This is a genomic window from Sphingomonas sp. PAMC 26621, from assembly GCF_000251145.1.
Classification (GTDB): domain Bacteria; phylum Pseudomonadota; class Alphaproteobacteria; order Sphingomonadales; family Sphingomonadaceae; genus Sphingomonas.
Genome location: NZ_AIDW01000034.1, coordinates 1 through 21,688 on the forward strand (window position 1 = coordinate 1; position 21,688 = coordinate 21,688).

The 21,688-nt window shown below is 66.1% G+C and carries 20 protein-coding genes and 1 pseudogene; 3 read left to right on the forward strand and 18 right to left on the reverse strand.

Translation table 11 applies throughout. The annotated features are described in order from the left end of the window. Nucleotides 1-354 precede the first annotated feature (354 nt). The 10 genes from RI03_RS23680 to RI03_RS16450 all read right to left on the reverse strand — a co-directional run bounded on the left by RI03_RS23680 (nucleotide 355) and on the right by RI03_RS16450 (nucleotide 11,905). Complete coding sequence (locus RI03_RS23680; protein ID WP_138995702.1) at nucleotides 355-744, reverse strand: hypothetical protein; 390 nt, start codon at nucleotides 742-744, stop codon at nucleotides 355-357. Between the two features lie 499 nt (nucleotides 745-1,243). Beyond that, nucleotides 1,244-2,047, reverse strand: a complete 804-nt coding sequence (gene fabI / locus RI03_RS16410) for an enoyl-ACP reductase FabI (protein ID WP_010162137.1) — start codon at nucleotides 2,045-2,047, stop codon at nucleotides 1,244-1,246. Beyond that, on the reverse strand, nucleotides 2,044-3,003 hold the full coding sequence (locus tag RI03_RS16415; RefSeq protein ID WP_010218675.1) for a YihY/virulence factor BrkB family protein: 960 nt from the start codon (nucleotides 3,001-3,003) through the stop codon (nucleotides 2,044-2,046). The genes fabI and RI03_RS16415 overlap by 4 nt, the downstream gene beginning before the upstream one ends. Nucleotides 3,004-3,009: 6 nt before the next feature. Continuing rightward, on the reverse strand, nucleotides 3,010-3,948 hold the full coding sequence (locus RI03_RS16420) for a DnaJ C-terminal domain-containing protein (protein WP_026046802.1): 939 nt from the start codon (nucleotides 3,946-3,948) through the stop codon (nucleotides 3,010-3,012). A 73-nt stretch (nucleotides 3,949-4,021) separates the two neighbouring features. After that, nucleotides 4,022-4,912 carry a transglutaminase family protein gene (locus RI03_RS16425; protein WP_010218677.1) on the reverse strand — a complete coding sequence of 297 codons (891 nt, stop codon included), beginning with the start codon at nucleotides 4,910-4,912 and terminating at the stop codon, nucleotides 4,022-4,024. Continuing rightward, nucleotides 4,909-7,389: a circularly permuted type 2 ATP-grasp protein gene (locus RI03_RS16430; RefSeq protein ID WP_010218679.1), complete on the reverse strand. Its 2,481-nt coding sequence runs from the start codon at nucleotides 7,387-7,389 to the stop codon at nucleotides 4,909-4,911. The genes RI03_RS16425 and RI03_RS16430 overlap by 4 nt, the downstream gene beginning before the upstream one ends. A 318-nt stretch (nucleotides 7,390-7,707) precedes the next feature. Further along, a complete protein-coding gene (gene ligD / locus RI03_RS16435; protein WP_010218680.1) occupies nucleotides 7,708-10,239 on the reverse strand; it encodes a DNA ligase D in 2,532 nt (843 codons plus the stop codon). A 159-nt stretch (nucleotides 10,240-10,398) separates the two neighbouring features. Further along, nucleotides 10,399-11,262 (reverse strand): non-homologous end joining protein Ku, encoded by an 864-nt coding sequence (gene ku / locus RI03_RS16440; protein ID WP_010218681.1) that lies wholly within the window; start codon nucleotides 11,260-11,262, stop codon nucleotides 10,399-10,401. Nucleotides 11,263-11,321: 59 nt separating this feature from the next. Next, on the reverse strand, nucleotides 11,322-11,624 hold the full coding sequence (locus RI03_RS16445) for a type II toxin-antitoxin system RelE/ParE family toxin (RefSeq protein WP_010218682.1): 303 nt from the start codon (nucleotides 11,622-11,624) through the stop codon (nucleotides 11,322-11,324). After that, nucleotides 11,621-11,905, reverse strand: a complete 285-nt coding sequence (locus tag RI03_RS16450; RefSeq protein WP_010218683.1) for a ribbon-helix-helix domain-containing protein — start codon at nucleotides 11,903-11,905, stop codon at nucleotides 11,621-11,623. The genes RI03_RS16445 and RI03_RS16450 overlap by 4 nt, the downstream gene beginning before the upstream one ends. A gap of 71 nt (nucleotides 11,906-11,976) precedes the next feature. Here RI03_RS16450 and pdxH point away from each other — a divergent pair, with 71 nt between their 5' ends. From pdxH to RI03_RS16465, 3 genes are read left to right on the forward strand one after another with little or no spacing between them, the layout of a single operon-like run. Continuing rightward, complete coding sequence (pdxH, locus tag RI03_RS16455; RefSeq protein WP_010218684.1) at nucleotides 11,977-12,558, forward strand: pyridoxamine 5'-phosphate oxidase; 582 nt, start codon at nucleotides 11,977-11,979, stop codon at nucleotides 12,556-12,558. Continuing rightward, nucleotides 12,555-13,499, forward strand: a complete 945-nt coding sequence (locus RI03_RS16460; RefSeq protein ID WP_010218685.1) for a cation diffusion facilitator family transporter — start codon at nucleotides 12,555-12,557, stop codon at nucleotides 13,497-13,499. Before pdxH ends, RI03_RS16460 begins: the two co-directional genes overlap by 4 nt. Next, nucleotides 13,496-14,326 (forward strand): PhzF family phenazine biosynthesis protein, encoded by an 831-nt coding sequence (locus RI03_RS16465; protein WP_010218686.1) that lies wholly within the window; start codon nucleotides 13,496-13,498, stop codon nucleotides 14,324-14,326. The genes RI03_RS16460 and RI03_RS16465 overlap by 4 nt, the downstream gene beginning before the upstream one ends. Nucleotides 14,327-14,550: 224 nt before the next feature. On the opposite strand, the gene galU is transcribed toward RI03_RS16465, so the two are convergent. From galU to RI03_RS16505, 8 genes and pseudogenes are all read right to left on the reverse strand, one after another. Next, nucleotides 14,551-15,420: a UTP--glucose-1-phosphate uridylyltransferase GalU gene (gene galU / locus RI03_RS16470; protein ID WP_010162124.1), complete on the reverse strand. Its 870-nt coding sequence runs from the start codon at nucleotides 15,418-15,420 to the stop codon at nucleotides 14,551-14,553. Nucleotides 15,421-15,520: 100 nt separating this feature from the next. Next, nucleotides 15,521-15,874, reverse strand: coding sequence for a HesB/IscA family protein (locus RI03_RS16475; RefSeq protein WP_010218687.1), 354 nt, complete (start codon nucleotides 15,872-15,874; stop codon nucleotides 15,521-15,523). Then, the gene (locus tag RI03_RS16480) at nucleotides 15,874-16,332 is read right to left on the reverse strand and encodes an SUF system Fe-S cluster assembly protein (RefSeq protein ID WP_010218688.1); all 459 of its coding nucleotides are present in this window, start codon (nucleotides 16,330-16,332) and stop codon (nucleotides 15,874-15,876) included. The genes RI03_RS16475 and RI03_RS16480 overlap by 1 nt, the downstream gene beginning before the upstream one ends. A 9-nt stretch (nucleotides 16,333-16,341) precedes the next feature. Beyond that, a complete protein-coding gene (locus tag RI03_RS16485) occupies nucleotides 16,342-17,562 on the reverse strand; it encodes a cysteine desulfurase (protein WP_010218689.1) in 1,221 nt (406 codons plus the stop codon). A gap of 121 nt (nucleotides 17,563-17,683) precedes the next feature. Further along, on the reverse strand, nucleotides 17,684-18,457 hold the full coding sequence (locus RI03_RS16490; protein ID WP_010218690.1) for a SufD family Fe-S cluster assembly protein: 774 nt from the start codon (nucleotides 18,455-18,457) through the stop codon (nucleotides 17,684-17,686). Nucleotides 18,458-18,562: 105 nt separating this feature from the next. Further along, a complete protein-coding gene (gene sufC, locus RI03_RS16495) occupies nucleotides 18,563-19,306 on the reverse strand; it encodes a Fe-S cluster assembly ATPase SufC (protein WP_010218691.1) in 744 nt (247 codons plus the stop codon). Nucleotides 19,307-19,450: 144 nt separating this feature from the next. After that, nucleotides 19,451-20,934 (reverse strand): annotated as a pseudogene (gene sufB / locus RI03_RS16500) (Fe-S cluster assembly protein SufB). Between the two features lie 142 nt (nucleotides 20,935-21,076). Next, complete coding sequence (locus RI03_RS16505) at nucleotides 21,077-21,490, reverse strand: SUF system Fe-S cluster assembly regulator (protein ID WP_010218692.1); 414 nt, start codon at nucleotides 21,488-21,490, stop codon at nucleotides 21,077-21,079. Nucleotides 21,491-21,688 lie beyond the last annotated feature (198 nt).

Sequence of the window (21,688 nt, forward strand, 5' to 3'; positions counted from 1 at the left end):
CACCAGTTCGATCAACTCCTCGCGGCTCAGACGCTCGAGATCGGGACGGCCCATGACCCCGTTGAATCAGTGATTTCGCTCAGCCGCAAGGGGGTGGGTAATTACCTCCACCCTCGGTCATCTGGGTGCGCGATGAGAACGCCATCCACATCGACCATGATTGCCTTGCGCTGCATGCCCTGATCACACCACGCCGAGCGATCATCAGCAAGGTCCGCTATTGGGCGACTCCGTTCCGTCCGCTTCCGGACTCAAAAGCTGACAGTCTGCTTAAGGAACGGTTGGCACGCCGGCGGGGCTTACACGTGCCACCTGGCGGCAACCAGAACGGCGGCTTTAAAACGTGGAGGGCAATCAATCGCTGTTCCGCACCGCCACGCGGTACCGGCGGCGTTCTTCGATCAAGACGGCGAGATAGCCAAGGGCACAGACCGCCTCCGCGACGACGGCGATCAGGATGCCCGCTTTTACCTGACCAGCGATCAAGTCCACGATCCCCAACACCGCCAATGCCGCGCACGACGTCAAAAGCCCGGTCGAGATCGCCATTCTCGTACTGCGATCGTCGGTTGATCGAATACGGTACAGTAAAATAGCAATACCAAGAAAGAGCGCACCGCCGCGCCGTGCCATAACGAGCGCCCCGCTTTGAAGAGGCATTCCGAACAGCCAGAAGATCAATTGCGGGGAAACGATATAGACCGATGCCAGGCAGGCGCTGACCGCCGAAAATCCCAGGCTCATCCGGAAGAAGCTGATCCAGTCTCTTGATCTGGCCATGCGCTCACTGTGCCGCACGCAAGGAGTGTCCGCAACAGGAGGTTCGAGATCTCAGGTTGATGGCGACCTATGGGCCGTTTCCATAACCAGAAGCGCACAGCAGCGGCTCACCCCAGCTGGATCAGTTCCAGTCGGTTGCCAAACGGATCCTCGGTAAAGAACCACGTTCGCCCGGGAATCGGCATGTCTTCGCCATCGAACAGCCCGCGTCCCGAAGTCGAACGCGCAGCGCGGCAAGGTCGTCGGTCGTCAGCGCGACGTGCGCCTTGCGTGCGGGGTGGAAGTCCGCGTCCGCGCCGAGATGGAGCTGGTAAAATCCAAGATCGTATCAGCACCCGCTCCGCCCCGCCAGACTCTCGGGACGGTCGAGTTCGCACAGGCCCAGCAGCGTGCCGTAAGCCACGCGCCTCGCTCTCGCTACCCGGCGGGATAGCGATCTGCACGTGGTCCAGCGCGAACGCCGTCAGGCGAGCGCGATGTCCGGCGCGTCCTCGGCCTTCATGCCGATCACGTGATAGCCTGCGTCGACATGGTGCGTCTCGCCGGTCACGCCGCTCGCCAGGTCGCTCAGCAGGTACAGCCCCGCCCCGCCGACGTCCTCGATCGTAACGTTGCGCTTGAGCGGCGAGTTGAGCTCGTTCCACTTGAGGATCAGGCGGAAGTCGCCGATCCCCGAGGCGGCAAGCGTCTTGATCGGTCCCGCCGAGATCGCGTTGACGCGGATGTTGTCGCGCCCGAGATCGACCGCCAGATACTGCACGCTCGTCTCGAGCGCGGCCTTGGCGACACCCATCACGTTGTAATGCGGGATGACCTTCTCGGCACCGTAATAGCTGAGCGTCAGCAACGACCCGCCATTGGGCATCATCGCCGCCGCGCGCTTGCACACCGCGACGAACGAATAGACCGAGATGTTCATCGTCATCAGGAAATTGTCGAGGCTGGTGTCGACATAGCCGCCGCGCAGCTCGTTCTTGTCGGAAAAGCCGATCGCATGAACGACGAAATCGATCGTCGGCCATTCCTTCGCGAGATCCGCGAAGGTCGCGTCGAGCGCCCCCATGTCGGACACGTCGCAATCGAACAGGCGGGCGACGCCGAGCTGCTCGGCGAGCGGGCGCACGCGCTTTTCCATCGCCTCGCCCTGGTAGCTGAACGCGAGTTCGGCCCCGGCTTCGCTCAGCTTCTTGGCAATCCCCCAGGCGAGCGAGCGATCATTGGCCAAGCCCATGATCAACCCGCGCTTGCCCGCCATCAATTCCGTCACGCCGTTACCGCCTCCTGTTGGTCTGCGCTGCTCTCTACCCCGTGTTCATGCGGTTCCGCCAGTGCCGCGTTGAGATGCGCACCGAAGACGATCCCCAAACCGACCAGAAAGAAGAACAACAGCGCAACGATCACCCCCGCGAGACTGCCATACGTCAGATCGTAACTGCCGAGCTGCGACAGCACGACCGGGAGCAGCGCGGTGATGCTGATCCACCAGACCGTCGTGAACATCGCGCCCGGCCATTTCGGGCATTTGCTCAGGCGGTATTTCGACGGCGTGACCGACAGGAACAGCATGTAGAGCGCCCCGAACATCACCAGCCCCGGCACCGCGCGCGACAGGCCGATCCAGCCCGCGATGTTCTCCGCAAACGGCAGCAGCGCATAGATGAACCGCTCGGCGGCGGTCAGCACGCCCTGGATCAGGAACGACAAAAGCGCGAGCACGACCGACGCGATGATCACCAGCATCGAGCTGAGCCGGTAATGCCAGAACGGCTTGCTCGACTTGACGCCATAGGCACGGCGGAAAATGTCGCGGATCGTCTCGACGAAACTGCCGACCGACCAGAGCGCGACCAGCGCGCCGATCCAAAGCAACGACCCGGTCCGCGCGAGCAGCACGTCGTGGATCGGCTTCTCGAGCAGCTCGGCGACGTTGCGCGGCAGGACATGGAGGAACGAGGCGACCGCGCGCTGAGTCTCCGCGCTCTGCCCGATCAGCGAGGCGATCGCGGCGGCGAGGATGAAGAACGGAAACACCGTCAGCAACGCGAGATAGGCAAGGTTGCCCGCGTGGATGAAGCCGTCGGTAAAGACGCCGATCAGCGCGCGCTTGGTGACTTCCCACGCACGCGCGGGAAGCCGGATCGCCGGCGGTGCGTCCTCGGGGCGAATCCCTGCCTCGCCCCGGAGGGCGCGTTCTTCGGGCGAAGCGGGGGATACATCACTCATTCGGGGTCAGACGCCCATGTTACCCCGCGGGTTCCCTAAGTCCCGGTCTTTCCAGCCTTGTACGAACTCGATCAGCGCATCGTCATCGACCGGAAGATCGACCATCAGCGTGACGAGCTGGTCGCCGCGCGTCCCGTCCTTGCGGTGGAACCCGCGCCCGCGCAGCCGCAGCGCCTTGCCCGAGGTCGAGCCCTTGGGCACCGTCAGCATCACCGCACCCTCGACCGTCGGCACGCGCACGCTCGCGCCCAGCACCGCCTCGGACAGGCTGATCGGCAGGTCGAGCAGGACGTTGTCGCCATCACGCTCGAAGAAGCGGTGCGGCTCGATTTCGAGCGTGACGATCCCGTCGCCATTGCCCCCCGGCCCCGGCTGGCCCTTGCCCGCGAGCCGCATCTGCGCGCCGCTCTCGAGACCCGCGGGGAGCTTGAGGTCGATCGTCTTGCCGTCCGCGAGCGTGATCCGCTGCGGCTTGGCGGCGGCGGCATCGGTGAACGGGACGTCGAGCTTGTAGAGCACGTTCGCACCCTTGGGCTGCTCACGATTGCGCCCGAACCCGCCGAACCCGCCCGAGAAGCCGCCGCCGCGCCCGCCGCCCGAGAACATGCCCTCGAAGATGTCGCTGAGATCCGGCCCGTCCGCCTGGAACCCCTGCCCGCCCGGCCCGGGACGGAACCCGCCGCCGCCGCCCGCCGGACCGCCGAAGCCGAACGGCGACGCGGGATTGCCGTCGCCGTCGATCTCGCCGCGGTCGAAGCGCGCGCGCTTGTCCTTGTCGGTCAGGATATCATAGGCTTGCGTCACCTGGCCGAAGCGTTCGGTCGCCTTGGGATTGTCCTTGTTGCGATCCGGATGAAGCTCCTTGGCGAGCTTGCGATACGCCTTCTTGATGTCCGCTTCGCTCGCGGTGCGTTCGACGCCCAATGTCGTGTACGGATCGGCCACTTCTATCCCCGGTGCTGGTCTTTCCCCATAGTTGGGGAGTCATTACGCCCAGCGCAAATACCGGGCGCAAATCTCAGATGGCGGCCTCTAGCACAGGTGCGACGTCGACGCTGACATCCATCTTCTGCGCGCTCGACCCGAGCACGACGCCGTCGATCGGCGCGATCTCGCCGTAATCGCGCCCGATCGCCATTACGATATGGTCCCCCGCCATCCAGATCCCGTTGGTCGGATCGACCCCGACCCAGCCGAGCTCCGGCCCGCACCACAGCAGTACCCAGGCGTGCGTCGCATCCGCGCCGACGAGCCGCGCCTGTCCGGGCGGCGGGATCGTGCGGATATAGCCCGAGGCATAAGCCGCAGGCAGACCGGCGGCGCGTAGGCCCGTGATCATGATCTGCGCGAAATCCTGGCAGACGCCGCCGCGCTTGAGGAACGCCTCGTGCGGGGGCGTGTCGACCAAGGTCGCATGCGGATCGAACGCGAAATCGTGCTGGATCCGCTGCGCCAGCGCGATCGCGGCGTCGAGCGCGGGGCGATCCGGATCGAGATCGAGCGCGCAATAGTCAGCGATGTCGCGGTCGAGCGGGATCAGCGGCGAGGGAAACAGATAGCTCGCGGGGCCTGCGGGGGACGGATCGCGGCTCGCGCGCGCGGCGATCGCGATGTCGTGGAGCCGCGGCGATCCGTCCGACGGCATCGGCACGGGCCGGTCGATGTCGATCCGCGAGATGCTTTCGATCACCAGATGCCGCACCGGTTCGTCGACCACCAGCCGCACGACGTTCGCCAGCCCCGCCTCCGCGCGCGCGGGCGACACGCGCCCGGCGGGGGAGATGCGCAAGGTATAGTCGAGCAGCCGCTGCCCCGACCAGTGGATCGGCTTGAGCCGCAGGTTGCAGCGCGCGAACTTGACGTTGCCGCCGTAATCGAACCGCGTGACGTGGCGGATGTCGTAGATCACGCGAGCACCATCCCTGCCGCGCGCAGCGGCTCCGCGCCTTGCAGGAAATACCGCCGCGCGATCGCCTCGGACAATTGGAACAGCCGCCGCTCGACATCGCCGAGGATCTCCGCATCCAGCGCCGCGGCGGTCGCGGTCGAGACGATCGCGTTGAGCACGGTGCCCTGTGCCTGCTGCGGTTCCTCCATCCCGTCGTCCTCGAGCACGGGCAGATCCTTCAGATGCTCGCAGATCCGCACGATCTGATAGGCGAGCGAGCGCGGGTTGTTGGGGTCGAGCGCGACGAGGTCGACGACGGGCACGCGCGCGAGGCCGGTCAGATAGCGCTGGCGATAGCTGATCTGGCTGTCGGCGAGATCGAGCAGCGTCGACAGATCGTCGGTCGACGCCCGCGCCATCCCGAACGCGCGGATCGCGCGCGTCATGCTCGTCGCGCGTTCGAGCCGTCGCCCGAGATCGTGGAACCGCCACGACGCGGTCCGCCCCATATGCTCCGCCGACAATCCCGACAAAGCCGCATAGCGCCGCTGGAGCGACCCCGCGCGATCGAGCATCCCGCCCCGGCTGGGGAAGGGCGCGTCGAGCAGGCGGATGACGTCCGCCGCCAGCCGGTCGCGCGACCCCTGCCCGATCCCGCGCGCAAGCCGGTTGATCGTCCGCACGCTGTGCCAGCCGTCATCCTCGAGCGCAGTCCGCGCAAACGCGGCCAGATCGGCGCGGCGCAGCGTCGCGGGATGCGGCGCGCCGCCACCGTTGACGACGAGCCCGACGAGCTTGCCGACCGTCTCCGCCGCGAGCGCCGCGCCCGCATCGGCATCGATCGAATTGCCCAGCATCACGCGGATGACGCCAAGCAACGCCTCGCCGCGTTCGAGATAGCGCCCGAGCCAGAAGAAATTGTCCGCCACGCGGCTCGGCAGCGTGCCCGGGTTGCGGCGGACATGGATCGTATCGGCGGGCTGGAGCAGCGACACCGGCGCGACCGATTCGTCGCTGCCATGGACGACGACATCGGCGGACCACGTCCCCTGCCCCATCACCGACGCGCGCGGATCGGGATGCTCGCCGATCCGCGCGAACCCGCCGGGGAGCACGGTCCAGCGGCCATCGCCGCCGCGCGCGGCGAAAACCCGCAGCGTGAACGGACGCGCCGCGAGCCCCGCGTCGGTCACCACCGGCATCGTCGAGAGGCGGACGATTTCCTGCCCGACATAATCCTGCGGGCGCCGCTCGAGGTCGGCGAGCAGCGCCGCGCGCGCCTCCCCGGTGATTTCGGTCCCGGGCCGCGCGACGCCGTCGGGCAGGCCCAAAGGCGCGACCCCGAAGGCGGGGCCGATCAGCATCGTGTCGAGCTCCGCGATCACATTCGCCCGGGCGCTGTCCTGCCCGCACCACCAGGTCGCGATATTGGGGAGGATCAGGTCGCGCCCGGTCTCGCGCGCCGCGATCCGCGGCAGGAACGCGCCGAATGCAGGCGATTCGAGCACGCCCGCGCCGGGGGCATTGGCGATTACCAAATTGCCCGCCGCCACCGCGTCGATCAGTCCCGCGACCCCGATCCGCGAATGCGAATCGAACGCGAGCGGATCGAGCAGGCGCGGGTCGATCCGGTGCCACAGGGCGTCGACGCGCTTGAGCCCGCCGATCGTGCGGACATAGAGCTTGTCCTCGAGCGCGGCGAGATCGGGGCCCTCGACCAGCAAAAACCCGAGATAGCGCGCGAGATGCGCCTGTTCGGCATAGCTCGCGCTGTAGCGCCCCGGCGTCAGCAACCCGATCCGCGGCTCGACCCGGCGACACGCCGCCGCCAGCCCGTCGCGGAACGCCGCGAAGAACGGCGCATGTCGCTCGACGTTGAGCCGCGCCTGCAGGCCCCCGAGCGTCCGCGCGATCGCGAGTCGGTTCTCGAGCGCATAGCCCGCCCCTGCCGGCGCGCGGAGGTGATCCGCGAGCACGCGCCACTCGCCGGTCGGCCCGCGCCCGAGGTCGATCGCGACGAAATGCAGGTGATGCCCGCCGGGCGGGACGAGCCCCGCCATCGGGCGCAGGAAATGCGGCGACCCGCCGACCAGCGCCGCGGGGAGCAGCCCGCGCGTGACCAGCGTGGCGTCGCCGTACAGATCCGCGATGATATTCTCGAGCAAATCGGCGCGCTGGACGATCCCCGTCTCGATATGCCGCCATTCGGCGCTGTCGATCAGCAGCGGGATGGGCGAGAGCGGCCACGGCCGTTCCTCGCTTTCGCCGATAATGCGGAAGCCGGTGCCGATATCCTCGGCATGCCGCTGCACCCGGTCGCGCGCGGTGGCGAGGTCGTCGCCCGCGCCCGCGGCAAGTTCCTCGAACATCGCGGCCCAGGCGGGATCGGGCTGCGCGCCCAGCACATCGCCCGCGCCGGCCCGGGCGCGATAGTCCGCAATCCAGCGCGCGGCGTGGGTTCCGGCGTCGAGCAGCGAGGGAATGGAAGCGGTCGCCATCAGGTCGCTCGGCCTACTGCTGCGAAGCGTTGCGGACGCGACGCCATCGAACCTATCCCGCCGTCATCCCGCGCTTGGCCCGGGATCCACCGGGGGATGTTCCGCCGGGCTGCACGATGTGCGGCACAGTGGACCCCGGGCCAGGCCCGGGGTGACGAAGCTTCGTGGAAGGGCCGCGCGCAAAGCGATCGGGCGGCTGCCCGGCGCGGTACGCCAGCCGACGCACGGCTACGGCAAATGGTTGGCGTGACGATCACTCGGGCCCCTTTGATCCCCGCAGGACTTGGCCACAAGTCCCTCGCATGCGCAACATCGCAATCAAAGATCGGGAAGAACCTGATCCGCGACGCCCCACCCCGCCAGCGCGGGCGAGGCCGCGCGCGCGATCAGTTCGTCCGCGTCGTTGACGCTCCAGCGGTTCGCCGCGTCGAGCGCGCGGAGTTCGGTCCACGACACCGGCGCCGCCACCGGCGCGCCGGCGCGGGCGCGCGCCACATACGGCAGCACCGCGGTCGCCCCGCGCTGGTTGCGCAGCCAGTCGATGAAGATCCGCCCTTTCCGCTTTGCCTTGGACATGGTCGCGACGAACCGCTCGGGCTCCGCCGCGCCCAACGCCCGTGCAAAGCGATCCGCGAAGTCCTTGACCGCGGGCCATTCCGCCTGCGGGGTCAGCGGCACGACGACGTGGACGCCCTTGCCCCCCGACAGCAATGCGAAGCTCACCAGCCCGAGTTCGGCGAGATGCTCCTTGAGATCCTCCGCCGCCTTCTTGACCACGTCGAACCCGAGGTCCTCGTCCGGGTCGAGATCGAACACCAGCCGGTCGGGCTGTTCGAGCGTACCGACCGACGAGCCCCAGCCGTGGAACTCGATCGTCCCCATCTGGACGCAGGCGACCAGCCCGTCGGCATCGTCGACGTAGAGATACTCTTCGGTCGACCCGTCCTTTTCGAGGATCGGGACCTTGTGGACCTGATCCTCCTTGAAGCTGCCCGCGTCATGTTTCTGGAAGAAGCATTGCTTCGCGCGGCCCTGCGGACAGCGGACGAGGCTGATTGGCCGGTTGCCCGCGAAGGGGAGCATGATGCCCGCGACCTTCGCGTAATAATCCGCCAGCTGCCCCTTGGTGACGTTCGATTCGGGGAAGATCACGCGGTCGCGGTTGCTGACCTTTACGCTGGTCTCGGGCACCTCGCCCGCCGCGACCGGCGCGGTCGCCGGGGTTTCGGCGACGACCTCGGACGCCTTTTTGTCCTCGCGCAAGCCGAGGAAACTCGAATGGCGCAGCACGCCATCGGGGGTGGTCTCGGCGAAAGCGACTTCGGCGACGAGCTTGGGAGTGACCCAGTGCGCGCCCTTCACCGCCGCGCGGGGGGCCTTTACGGTCGGGGTCTTGCGCTCGATCTTCTCCAGCCGTTCGCGCAGGTCCATCATCGTCGCGGTGTCGAACCCGGTCCCGACCTTCCCCGCATAGATCAGCCCGTCCGACCCGTTGACCCCGAGCAACAGCGACGCGAACCCGCGCGCCTTGCTGCTCGCGGTCCAGCCGACGATCACGAATTCCTGCCGCCGGGTGCACTTGATCTTGAGCCACGCCTGCGTGCGTTTCCCGCGATACGGCGCGTCGGCGCGCTTCGAGACGACGCCTTCATAGCCCTCGCGGCACATCGTCTCGAACAGCGCCTCGCCCTGCCCGACGACATGCTCCGAATATTGCACGCGCGCGTCCATGCCGTCGATCAACGGCTGGAGCCGATCCTTGCGCGCGCTGTTGGCGAGCCCGGTGAGGTCCTCGCCGTCGAGCGCGAGCAGGTCGAACGCGAAGAAGGTCATGTCGCCGCCTGAAGATATAGCGTTCTTGAGGGTGGAGAAATCGGGCCGCCCGTCCTTGAACGCGACGATCTCGCCGTCGAACAAAGCGGTGTCGACCGGGAGTTTGGCGACCGCGTCGGCGATGGCCTGGAACTTGTCGGTCCAGTCGAGGCCCGAGCGCGTAAAGACCTTGGCCTTGCCCTTGGAGACGGCGATCAGCGCGCGATAGCCATCGTATTTGACCTCGTGCAGCCACTGGTTCCCAGACGGCACCGAGTCGACCAACGTGCAGAGCTGCGGCTCTTGAAACTTCAATTCCTCCCCGGAACGGGGAGGGGGACCGCCAGCCTTCTTCAGGCTGGTGGTGGAGGGGTTTGACGTCGAGCGCTCCGCCTGTTTCGAAACCCCTCCACCCCTCGCTCCGCGAGCGGTCCCCCTCCCCCGCTTCGCGGGGGAGGATTTGTCAGGCTTCCCCTCGGCGATCTCCACCATAGTCCGCCCGGTCGAAACACTCGTCAGCCCGGTCTCGATCAGCACATCGGTCCCGCCCGCTTCCGCATCGCCGACCTTGCGCAGCAGCCAGTTCTCGCCCTTTTCCTTGCCGCGCGGCTTGAGGCGGATCAGCATCCACTCGCCCTTCATCCGTTCGCCATCGAGGACGAAGTGGAGGTGGCCGTGCTCGAGATCCTCCGCGCTCTTGCCCGCGATCGGCGCCCAGGTCCCGCTGTCCCACAGCATCACCGTCCCGCCGCCATATTCGCCCTTGGGGATCGTCCCCTCGAAATCGGCGTAGGACAAGGGATGATCCTCGGTCCGCACCGCGAGCCGCTTCTGGTCGGGATCGATGCTGGGGCCGCGCGTCACGGCCCAGCTCTTGAGCACGCCATCGACCTCGATCCGGAAGTCCCAATGGAGGCGGCTGGCGTCGTGCTTCTGCACGATGAAGCGGTTGCCATGCCCCGGCGCGAGCGTGCCCGCAGGCTCCGCGGTCTTGGCGAAGTCGCGCTTGGAATTGTATTTTTCGAGCGGGTCGCTCACCGGTTTTCAACCGGGGGTAGCCACGCCCCGTCCGTCACCCCGGCCTCGTGCCGGGGTCCACCGCGCCGCGATCCCAACGTCTGCGGGACATGTCGCCCGGTGGACCCGGGGACAAGCCCAAGGTGACGAAACCAGGGTTTGGCTGGCGCCAAGCGGCCTTCAAGCACGCTTCTTCGCCGGGGCACGCTTGGCGGGGGCTTTCTTCTCCGCCGGCTCGTCCGCCGCCTTCGACCCGCTCGCTCCCATCGACTTCTTAAGCGCCGCCATCAGGTCGACCACGTTTGATCCCTTGGCGGGCGCATCCCCGCCCTTGTCCTCGATGATCTTGCCACCCTTCGACTTGCGCTTGCGCTCGATCAGGTCGCGCAGCGCATCGACATAACGGTCGTGGAAATCCTGCGGATGGAATGCCCCGCTCTTCTTCTCGATCAGCGCCTCGGCGAGATCCATCAGGTCGGCATCCGGCTCGTCGTCGGGAATGTCGCGGAAATAGCCCTGCGCCTTGTTGACCTCGTCGGCATAGCGCAACGTCTCGAGCACCATCCCGCGTCCGCACGGCTTGAGGCTGACGACATATTCGCGCCCACGCATCGCAAGCTGCCCCAGCCCGACCTTCTTGGTCCGCCGGAGCGCCTCGCGCAGCACGATGAACGCCTCCTCCGCCAGATCATCGGCGGGCACGACGAAATACGGCTTCTCGTAATAGAGCACGTCGATCTCGCTCGCGTCGACGAACTGCGTCAGCTCGAGCGTCTTCTTCGATTCGAGCTTTACAGCGTCGATCTCGTCCTGCTCGAGCAGGACGTAGGAGCCCTTTTCATACTCGAAGCCCTTCATGATCTCGTCGGTGTCGACCGGGCCGACGCCAGTGACGACCTTGTCGTAATGGATCGGCTTGCCACTCGGCTCGTGGATCTGCTTGAAGCTGACCTGCGCGCCCGACTTGGTCGCGCTGTAGATCTCGACCGGGATCGACACCAAGGCGAGCCGGATCTGTCCTTGCCAATAGGCGCGTGCGGCCATTGCGATCGGTCCCTTCGTTGCGAAACCGATTCAATCCCTGACGCGCCGAGACGTTCCGATCAATCCAGACGCTCTTCAATCACGGACATGACATCGCGTGCGCCATGTACCACCGCGATTACATGGATATGGTTGCGCAGCACGGTATAGCAGATCGCATATCGTCGATAATTCCGGCGCCGGACGGGTGGCGTAACGTCCGCCCGGATAATCGGATATCTTTCCGACGCTGTCGTCAGCTTACGGCAACACATCAACAATTCGCGCGCAAACGATACACTGCGTGCCGGATTATCCTTCGCGATCCACTCCGTGATCGCCCGAACATCCTCCGATGCGGCCCGGCTCAGGACATATTTCAAACGCCCTTTGCCTTCGCCATTGCTTCGTATTTGGCGATCAGTTCGGCGAAGAAAGTTTCGCCGTCCACCACCCGTCCCGCTTCAATATCGGCGAGCCCTTCTTCCACGGCGGCACGGTGTTCCGGGGACAAGGTGTCGAGATCGACCTCTTCGTCCTCCCACGCCTCCAGCTGCCAGATCGCCGCCTCGACCGCCTGCTCGAGCGTATCATAGCGCCCGCTCGATACCAAAGCTTCGGCGTGCGCCTTGGCCGCCGCGCTGATCACCACCGATATCGTCATGGGCCAACCTCCGCACCGATCATACGCGCGAAGCGGTGGCGATTGAAGCGACTTTGTCCTAAAGCGCCGCTATGTCCACCGACCCCTTCCCCCTGTTCGACGCCTGGTACGCCGAGGCGCGCGCGAGCGAGATCAACGACTCCAACGCCATGGCGCTGTCCACCGCCGATGCGGCGGGGCGGCCGTCGTCGCGGATGGTGCTGCTCAAGGGGCATGGCCCCGATGGCTTCGTCTTCTACACCAACCGCCAGAGCCGCAAGGCGGGCGCGATCGCGGAGAACCCGTATGTCGCGCTGCTGTTCCACTGGAAGTCGCTCCGCCGCCAGATCCGCATCGAAGGCGCGCTGAGCCACGTTAGCGACGCCGAATCGGACGCCTATTTCGCGACCCGCGGCCGCGACTCACAGCTCGGTGCCTGGGCCAGCGAGCAATCGCGCCCGCTCGCGACCCGCGACACGTTCGAAGCCGCCTTCACCGCGATGACCGAACGGTTCGCAGGCAGCGACGTCCCGCGCCCGCCGCATTGGGGCGGCTATCGCGTCGTGCCCGACCGGATCGAATTCTGGCAGGACCGCGCGCACCGGTTGCACGAACGCCGCCTGTTCCTGCCCGACGGCAACGGCGGGTGGTCGGAAGGATTGCTCTACCCATGACCGAGGAACAGCGTCTCGCGATTCCGCACACCGTGCGCGCCGCGCTTGCGAGCGTGGCGATGGCGTGCGGGCTGATCGCCCTCAAATCCTATGCCGCCTGGACGACCGGCTCGGTCGCGATGCTCGGCAGCCTCGCGGATTCGGGGCTCGACCTGCTCGCCAGCCTCGTCACGCTGTACGGCGTGCGGCTGGCGGCGCAGCCGGCCGACCACGACCACCGCTTCGGCCACGGCAAGGCGGAGGCGCTCGCCGCGCTGTTCCAGGTGATGCTGATCACCGCCTCTGCCGCCGGGATCGGCTGGCGCGCGGTGATGGCGCTTGGCAGCAACGAACCCACCAAGGGCGCCGAATTCGGCATCGGCGTGTCGATCATCGCGATCCTCGCGACGATGGTGCTGCTTGCCTATCAACGTGCCGTGATCCGGCAGACCGGATCGGTCGCGATCGTCGCGGACAACGTCCATTACCAGTCGGACGTGCTGCTCAACGGCTCGGTCATCATCGCGCTGGTGCTCGACCAGTATCTCGGCTGGCGCAGCGCGGATCCGATCTTCGGGATCGTGATCGCGCTGTGGCTGGCGTATGGCGCGTTCCGCGCGTCGTCGAACGCGATCGACCAGTTGATGGACAAGGAATGGCCCGAGGCCATGCGCCGCGATTTCATCGAGGTCGCCGCGCGCCAGCCCGGCATTCGCGGTATCCATGATTTCCGCACGCGGCATTCGGGCGCGCATGATTTCGCGCAATTCCACATGGAAGTCGCGCGCGACATCACTGTCGCGCAGGCGCATGTCATCGTCGAAAACGTCGAGGTCGCACTGCGTCGCGCCTTCCCCAAGGTCGAGGTGCTGATTCATCTCGACCCCGAAGGCCATGTCGACACCGACAACCCCCTGGTCGAAGCGGACGTGACCCCGCATTGGTTCGGAAAACGCCTATGAAGCTCCCCATCACGCAGATCGACGCGTTTGCAAGCCGGCCGTTCGAGGGCAATCCGGCGGCGGTAATGCCGCTGACCGAATGGCTCGACGATGCGACGCTGCAAGCGATCGCCGCCGAGAACAACCTCAGCGAAACCGCGTTCATCGTGCCCGACACGACCGATGCGAGCGACCATGAGCTGCGCTGGTTCACGCCGACCTCCGAAGTGGTTTTGTGCGGCCATGCGACGCTCGCGAGCGGGCATTACGTGCTGTCGGGCGATCCGTCGCGTGACAGCGTGCGCTTCCGTACGCGCAAGGCGGGGATCCTGTCGGTAACACGCGCGGGCGATGGCTATGAACTGGCGCTCCCGGCGTGGACGCCCGAGCCAAGGCCGCTGCCGCATATCGTCGCCGCGCTCGGGTTGCAGGCCGCGGTCGAAACCCTGTGGCACCCGCATCGCTACGCGCTGATCGTGCTCGAGCATGCCGACCAGATCCTTGCGCTCGACCCGGATTTCCGCGCCTTGGGTCGTCCGTCCGCGGCGGACCCCGAAGTGGCGGGCAGCGCCGAACCCGACGTGCTGACGATCGTCACCGCACCCGGCGACGACACCGATGTGGTCAGCCGCGTGTTCGCGCCGGGGGCGGGGATCGACGAGGATCCGGTAACCGGATCGGCGCATGCGGTGATGACGCCCTATTGGACGCAGCGTCTCGGCCGCGACCGCTTCACCGCGTTCCAGGCAAGCGCGCGCGGGGGGCATCTGACGTGTCGGCTGGATGGGGATCGCGTCGTCCTCGGCGGGCGCTGTGTCACGGTGCTCGAGGGTATGTTCTACCTCTGAGATCGGCGGGCCGCGATCCCGAAGCTAATCAGCGCGGAGCGGTAGGGGCGAGCGCACCGCTCTTCCCCCCACGCGCCGTCATGCTGAACTCGTTTCAGCATCCAGCCCTCCGCTTGGGCAGTCCGCCATTGTAGCACGGTGCACCCTGAAACGCGTTCAGGGTGACGCCGGTTATGGTTCTGGCTGACGTCTCGCCCCCGCCGGGGCAACGATGCGAGCAGCCGCTACTTCAGCAAATCCACCGCGAACACGCGAACCGTCTCCGCAATCTCCGGCCGCGTCAGCGCAACCGCGAGGTTCGCCGTCATATAGCCGGCCTTGTCGCCGCAATCGTAGCGCTTGCCCTGGAAGGTCAGCCCGTGGAACGGCTGGTCGCCGATCATCCGCGCCATCGCGTCGGTCAGCTGGATCTCGCCGCCCGCGCCCTTGCCCTGCGTCTCGAGGATCCGCATCACTTCCGGCTGCAGGATGTAGCGCCCGATCACCGCGAGGTTCGACGGCGACGTGCCCGCCGCCGGCTTCTCGACCAGACCCTTGACCTCGGTCAGCGCGCCATCGCGCGTGCCCGGCGTGATGACGCCGTACATGTGCGTCATGCTGTCGGGCACTTCCTGCGCGCAGATGATGTTGCCGCCGGTCTTCTCATAGGCAGCGACCATCTGCTTGAGGCAGCCCGGCTCACCGACCATGAAATCGTCCGCGAGCAGCACCGCGAACGGCTCGTCGCCGACGATGTCGCGCGCGCACCACACCGCATGGCCGAGGCCCATCGGCTCCTGCTGGCGGACATAAGCGACCGCGCCCGGTGCGAGCCGGGTCTGTTCGAGCAACTGAAGCGACTTGCCGCGCGCGGACATCGTGGCTTCCAGCTCATAGGCGATGTCGAAATGGTCCTCGATCGCGGACTTGCCGCGACCGGTGACGAAAATCATCTGCTCGATGCCGGCCTCGATCGCTTCGTCGACCGCATATTGGATCAGCGGGCGGTCGACGACCGGCAGCATTTCCTTGGGGACCGCCTTGGTTGCGGGCAGGAAGCGCGTTCCGAGGCCACCGACGGGGAACACAGCCTTACGCAGAGGTTTGATCGCCATCGCAACATTCCTTCGAAATCGTATCGATTCGCGACGGCGTTACAGTGCGACCACACGAATATAAAGCTGTCCGTTTCAACAATAACGCGAGCGGAGCCGGTTATACGGTAAAACTCTCGCCACAGCCGCAGGCGCCCTTGGCGTTGGGGTTGTTGAAGACGAACCCAGCGGTGAAATCGTCCTCGACCCAGTTCATCGTCGACCCGATGAGGTACAGGATCGACCCGCCGTCGACGAACAGCGTGCCGCCGGGTGTGTCGATCCGCTCGTCGAACGGCTTTGCCTCGGTGACGTAATCGACCGAATAGGCAAGGCCCGAACAGCCGCGCTTGGGGGTCGACAATTTGACCCCGATCGCCCCCTCGGGCGCGCGCGCCATCAACGCCGCGATCCGCGCCTCGGCGGTGTCGGTCAGGATCAGCGCGGCAGGCCGCGGGCGGGCGATCGTCGCCATTACAGCATTCCCAGTTCGAGTTTCGCGTCGTCCGACATCTTGGCGGGATCCCATGGCGGATCCCAGATGAGGTTGACCTCGGCCGAACCGACCCCGGGGACCGACCCGACGCGAAGCTCGACCTCGCCGGGCATGGATTCAGCGACCGGGCAATTCGGCGTGGTCAGCGTCATCATCACGACGGCATGGCCGGCCTCGGTCACTTCGACGCCGTAGATCAGGCCCAGGTCGTAGATGTTGACCGGGATTTCCGGGTCGTAAATGTCCTTGAGCGCTTCGATCACGCCTTCGTACACCGCGCCGCCGGGCGCACCCGCGACGTCGGCCTGCGGTTTTTGCGTGAGGAAGCCTTCGAGATAGTCGCGCTTGCGCTCGAACGTCTCGGTTGCGGCTTCGACGCGGGCGCGCGGGGGCTGCTCGACGCCCGTCACCTCTTCGATCTCGATCCGGTCACTCATTTGCCAGTCCTACCCAAAAATTCGCGTCACGCGCTCGATCCCGCGGACCAGCGCCTCGACGTCTGCGGCGGTGTTGTAGACTCCGAAGCTCGCCCGCGCGGTCGCATCGACGCCAAGCGATGCCATCAGCGGCTGTGCGCAGTGATGGCCGGCGCGCACCGCCACCTTCGCTTCATCCAAGATGGTGCCGATGTCGTGCGGATGCACCCCCTGGATGCTGAAACTGACGATTCCGGCGGAATCCTCAGGGCCGAACAGCGTCAGCGAGTTGATCTGCGACAATGCCTCGCGCGTCATCGTGACGAGCGCGGTTTCGTGCGCGTGGATCCGGTCGAGCCCGATCGATTCGACATAGTCGATCGCGGCATGCAGCCCGAGCGCGCCGACGATATGCGGCGTTCCTGCCTCGAACCGGCCCGGGGGCGGCGCGTAGGTGGTGCGCTCGAAGCTGACGCTGTCGATCATCGACCCGCCACCCTGGTACGGCGGCATCGCCTCGAGCAATTCGGGCCGCGCCCACAGCACGCCGATCCCGGTCGGGCCGTACAGCTTGTGCGCGGAGAAGACGTAGAAGTCGCAATCGAGCGCGGCGACGTCGACCGTCATCCGCGGCACCGACTGGCACCCGTCGAGCAGGATCTTCGCCCGGACCGAATGCGCGATCTCCGCCGCGCGCTTGCCGTCGAGCACCGAGCCGAGCACGTTCGAGACATGCGCGAGCGCGACGAGCTTGTGCTGCGGCGTGATCATCGCCGCCATCGCGTCGAGGTCGATCCGGTGGTCCGGGGTCAGCGGCAGCACGTCGATCTGCGCACCGACGCGCTCGGCGACCATCTGCCACGGCACGATATTGCTGTGATGCTCGAGCTGCGACAGCAGGATGCGGTCGCCCGCCTTGAGCTGCGTGCCCGCCCAGCTATGCGCGACGAGGTTGATCCCCTCGGTCGCGCCGCGCACGAAGACGATCTCGTCCGCGCTGCCTGCACCCAGGAAGCTCGCAACCTTGCGGCGCGCGGCCTCGTAGGCGAGCGTCATGTCGGCGGAACGCTGATACACGCCGCGGTGCACGGTTGCGTAGCTGTCGTCATAGCCGCGCGTGATCGCATCGATCACCATCTGCGGTTTCTGCGCGGTGGCGGCGGTGTCGAGATACGCCCAGCCGGCGGGGATGGCGGGGAAATCCGCGACATGGTCCAGCGCGGCGGTCCGGGTTTCAGTCATCACGTTCATCCCACACTCCCGTCATCCTGAACGCGTTTCAGGATCCATCCCTCAACGAGTCCGGCCCGTGCCTGCGGCGCGGTGGATGCTGAAACACGTTCAGCATGACGGCAATTGTGGGTGGTGCCCCTCACAACATCCGCTCCAGCGCAGCCTGCGCCGCCGCCTCTACCCGCTCGCGTTCGGCCGGATCATCGATCCCGTCGAACACCGAGCCGATGAACGCGCCCAGCAGCATCACCTTGGCCTGCGCGGGCGCAATCCCGCGCGACGCGAGATAGAAGAGCGCATTGGCGTCCAGCTCGCCCACGGTCGCGCCATGCGCGCACTTCACGTCGTCGGCATAGATCTCGAGCTCGGGCTTGGCGTTTGCGGTCGCAGTGCGGCTGAGCAGCATCGCCTTGACGCTCTGCGACGCATCGGTCTTCTGCGCATGCCGCGCGACCGCGACCTTGCCGAGATACGACCCCGTCGCGCGCCCGCCGAGCACCGTACGCACCACCTGGTTGGAAGTGGCGTTCGGCTCGATATGGTTGAGCGTGGTGACGATCTCGAGCGTCTGCTCGCCCGTCCCCAGCATCGCGCCGCCAAGCTCGAAATGCGAGCCCGAGTGGCACGTCACGTCGATCGCGACGCGGCCGAAGCTGCCGCCGGTGTTGAGCACATGAAACGTCGCGGTTGCGCCCTCGCGCAGGATCACGCGGTAATCGCGGATCGCGACGGTGTCGGTCGCGGCGTCCTGCACGATAACGCGCGCGATCGATGTGCCTGCGGGCACGTCGATGACTTCGGTCGCGACAGGCCAGACCGATGCGACTGCTTCGAGGTTGCTATAGTGCCACGTCTCGTCGCGGCGGGTGGGGACACGGGCGAGCTCAGCCACGAGCGCCCCCTTCTGCGTCATCCTGAACTTGTTTCAGGATCCAGCCCTCAACGAGTCCGGCCAGCCGTTGTGGCGCAGTGGATGCTGAAACAAGTTCAGCATGACGGCAGTAAGGGGAAAGGCCGCTCACGCAACCACCCCGGCATAGCCTTCACGTTCCAGCTCGGCCGCAAGCTCCGGCCCGCCCGAGCGGATGATCCGCCCGGCCGACAAGACATGCACGAAATCGGGCGCGACATAGCCCAGAAGCCGCTCATAATGCGTGATCAGGATCACCGCTTTGTCGGGCTTGCGCATGATCCGGTTGATGCCTTCGCCGACGATCCGCAGCGCATCGATGTCGAGCCCGCTGTCGGTCTCGTCGAGGATCGCCAGCTTGGGATCGACGATCCCCATCTGCACCATCTCGTTGCGCTTCTTCTCGCCGCCCGAAAAACCGACGTTGACCGGGCGCTTGAGCATGTCCTGGTCCATGCTGAGCAGATCCGCCTGCGCGCGCGCGAGCTTGAGGAATTCAGCGCCCGACAGCGGCTTCTCGTCGCGGCCCTTGCGTTGCGCGTTGAGCGCCTCGCGCAGGAACTGGACGTTGGACACGCCAGGGATTTCGACCGGATATTGGAAGCCGAGGAACAGGCCCGCCGCAGCGCGCTCGTGCGGTTCCATCTCGAGCAGGTCCTGCCCGTCGAAATCGACCGCGCCGGACGTCACCTCATAGCCGGGCCGTCCGCCGAGCACGTAGCCGAGCGTCGACTTGCCTGCGCCGTTCGGGCCCATGATCGCATGGACTTCGCCCGCATTGACGCTGAGCGAGAGACCCTTGAGGATTTCCTTGCCATCGATTTCGGCGTGGAGGTCGGTGATTTTAAGCATCTGTCTTCCGCAAATTCGTTTGAACTATAGTCCGTCCGTCACCCTGAACTTGTTTCAGGGTCCACCGCGCCACACGTCCGGCCCATGCCAGTTGCACGGTGGATGCTGAAACAAGTTCAGCACGACGACGGTGTGTGGCGGGGTTCACCCCACCGAGCCCTCAAGGCTGATCCCCAGCAACTTCTGCGCCTCGACCGCGAATTCCATCGGCAGCTGCTGCAGCACTTCCTTGGCGAAGCCGTTGACGATCAACGCCACCGCGCTCTCCGAATCGAGACCGCGCTGCATCGCGTAGAACATCTGGTCGTCGGAGATCTTCGAGGTCGTCGCCTCATGCTCGATCTGCGCCGACGGGTTGCGCACCTCGATATACGGCACGGTATGCGCGCCGCACTGGTCGCCGAGCAGCAGCGAATCGCACTGCGTGAAGTTGCGCACGCCCTCCGCACCCGGCGCGACCCGAACCAACCCGCGATAGGTGTTGTCCGAACGCCCCGCCGAAATCCCCTTCGACACGATCGTCGAACGCGATCCCTTGCCGTTGTGGATCATCTTGGTGCCGGTATCCGCCTGCTGGCGGTTGTTGGTCACCGCAACCGAGTAGAATTCGCCAACCGAATTCTCGCCGTTGAGCACGCACGACGGGTACTTCCAAGTGATCGCGCTGCCGGTCTCGACCTGCGTCCACGACACCTTCGAGTTCTTGCCCTGGCACAACGCGCGCTTGGTGACGAAATTGTAGATCCCGCCCTTGCCGTTCTCGTCGCCTGGATACCAGTTCTGCACGGTCGAGTATTTGATCTCGGCATCGTCGAGCGCAACCAGCTCGACCACGGCGGCATGAAGCTGGTTCTCATCGCGCATCGGGGCGGTGCAGCCCTCGAGATAGGAGACGTACGACCCCTTGTCCGCGACGATCAGCTACGCTCGAACTGGCCGGTATTCTCGGCGTTGATGCGGAAATAGGTCGACAATTCCATGGGGCAACGGACGCCCTCGGGAATGTAGACGAAGGTCCCGTCACTGAACACCGCGGCGTTGAGCGTGGCGAAGTAGTTGTCGGTCATCGGCACGACGCGGCCGAGCCACTTGCGGACGAGCTCGGGATATTCCTTGATTGCCTCGGAAATGCTGCGGAAGATGACGCCCGCCGCCTCGAGCTCCTTGCGGAACGTCGTCGCGACCGAGACCGAGTCAAACACCGCGTCCACGGCGACGCGGCGCTTGGGCTGGCCGTCCTCGCCAAGCTCCTCGACGCCCGCGAGCATCTTCTGCTCGGCGATCGGGATGCCGAGCTTCTCGTAGACGCGCAGGATCTCGGGATCGACCTCGTCGAGCGAGCCGAGCTTTGGTTTCGGCTTGGGCTCGGCGTAGTAGAACGCGTCCTGGTAATCGATCGGCTCGAGATTAAGCTTCGCCCAATCGGGCGATTCCAGCGTCTGCCACAGGCGGAACGCTTTCAGCCGCGAGTCGAGCATCCACTGCGGCTCGCCCTTCTTGGCGGAGATGAACCGGACGGTGTCTTCGCTCAGCCCCTTGGGCGCGAAGTCCTGCTCGATGTCCGAGTGGAAGCCCCACTCGTAGGTCTTGTTGACGGCCTCATAGGCCTGCGCATTCTTGGTCGCCATCGTCAAATCCTCGCCGCGCAGCGGCTTGATGAATCTCTGAAAATCTTTGTGCCTTTGTGGCCTTGTGCGAGAAGATTTGCCTCGCACAAAGACACGAAGCCACAAAGGAAGAAGGGGGTGGAGGGCGCTTCGCGCTGAGCGGTCATGCCGGTGCCCTCGACAGGCTGGCCAGCGAAACGCCGTCGAGCGCACCGCGGACCGCGCCGTTGACGACGTTCCAGTGCGGCTTGACCCGGCAGTCGCCTTCCAGCGCGCAATCGTGGCGGCCCTCGTCGACACAGGTGGTCATCGCGATCGGCCCCTCGACCGCCTCGATGATCTCGGCAAGCGAGATCGCCGCCGCGGGGCGCGCGAGGCGGAAACCGCCACCGGTGCCGCGCGTGCTCTCGATCAGCCCGCCCGCTGACAGGCGGCTGACGAGCTTCTGCACCGTCGGCAGCGGCAGCCCGGTCTCCCCCGCGAGCAGCGTCGCGTTCAACCGGCACGACGAGCCGCAATGTCGCGCGGCGGCGGACATCATCACGACGGCATAGTCGGCAAGGCTGGAAAGACGCATGAGCTCCAATCGGACAATATTGGTAGGATTGCAAATGGGGGTGCGGGGTGAGTCGGTCAAGGGCTGTGGAAGGGCCGCGTCACCCTTGCGTCCGTCACCCTGAACTTGTTTCAGGGTCCACTGCGCTGCGAGTCCGGTCCGTGCCTGCTGCGCGGTGGACCCTGAAACGAGTTCAGGGTGACGCAGAAGCGCGCTTTG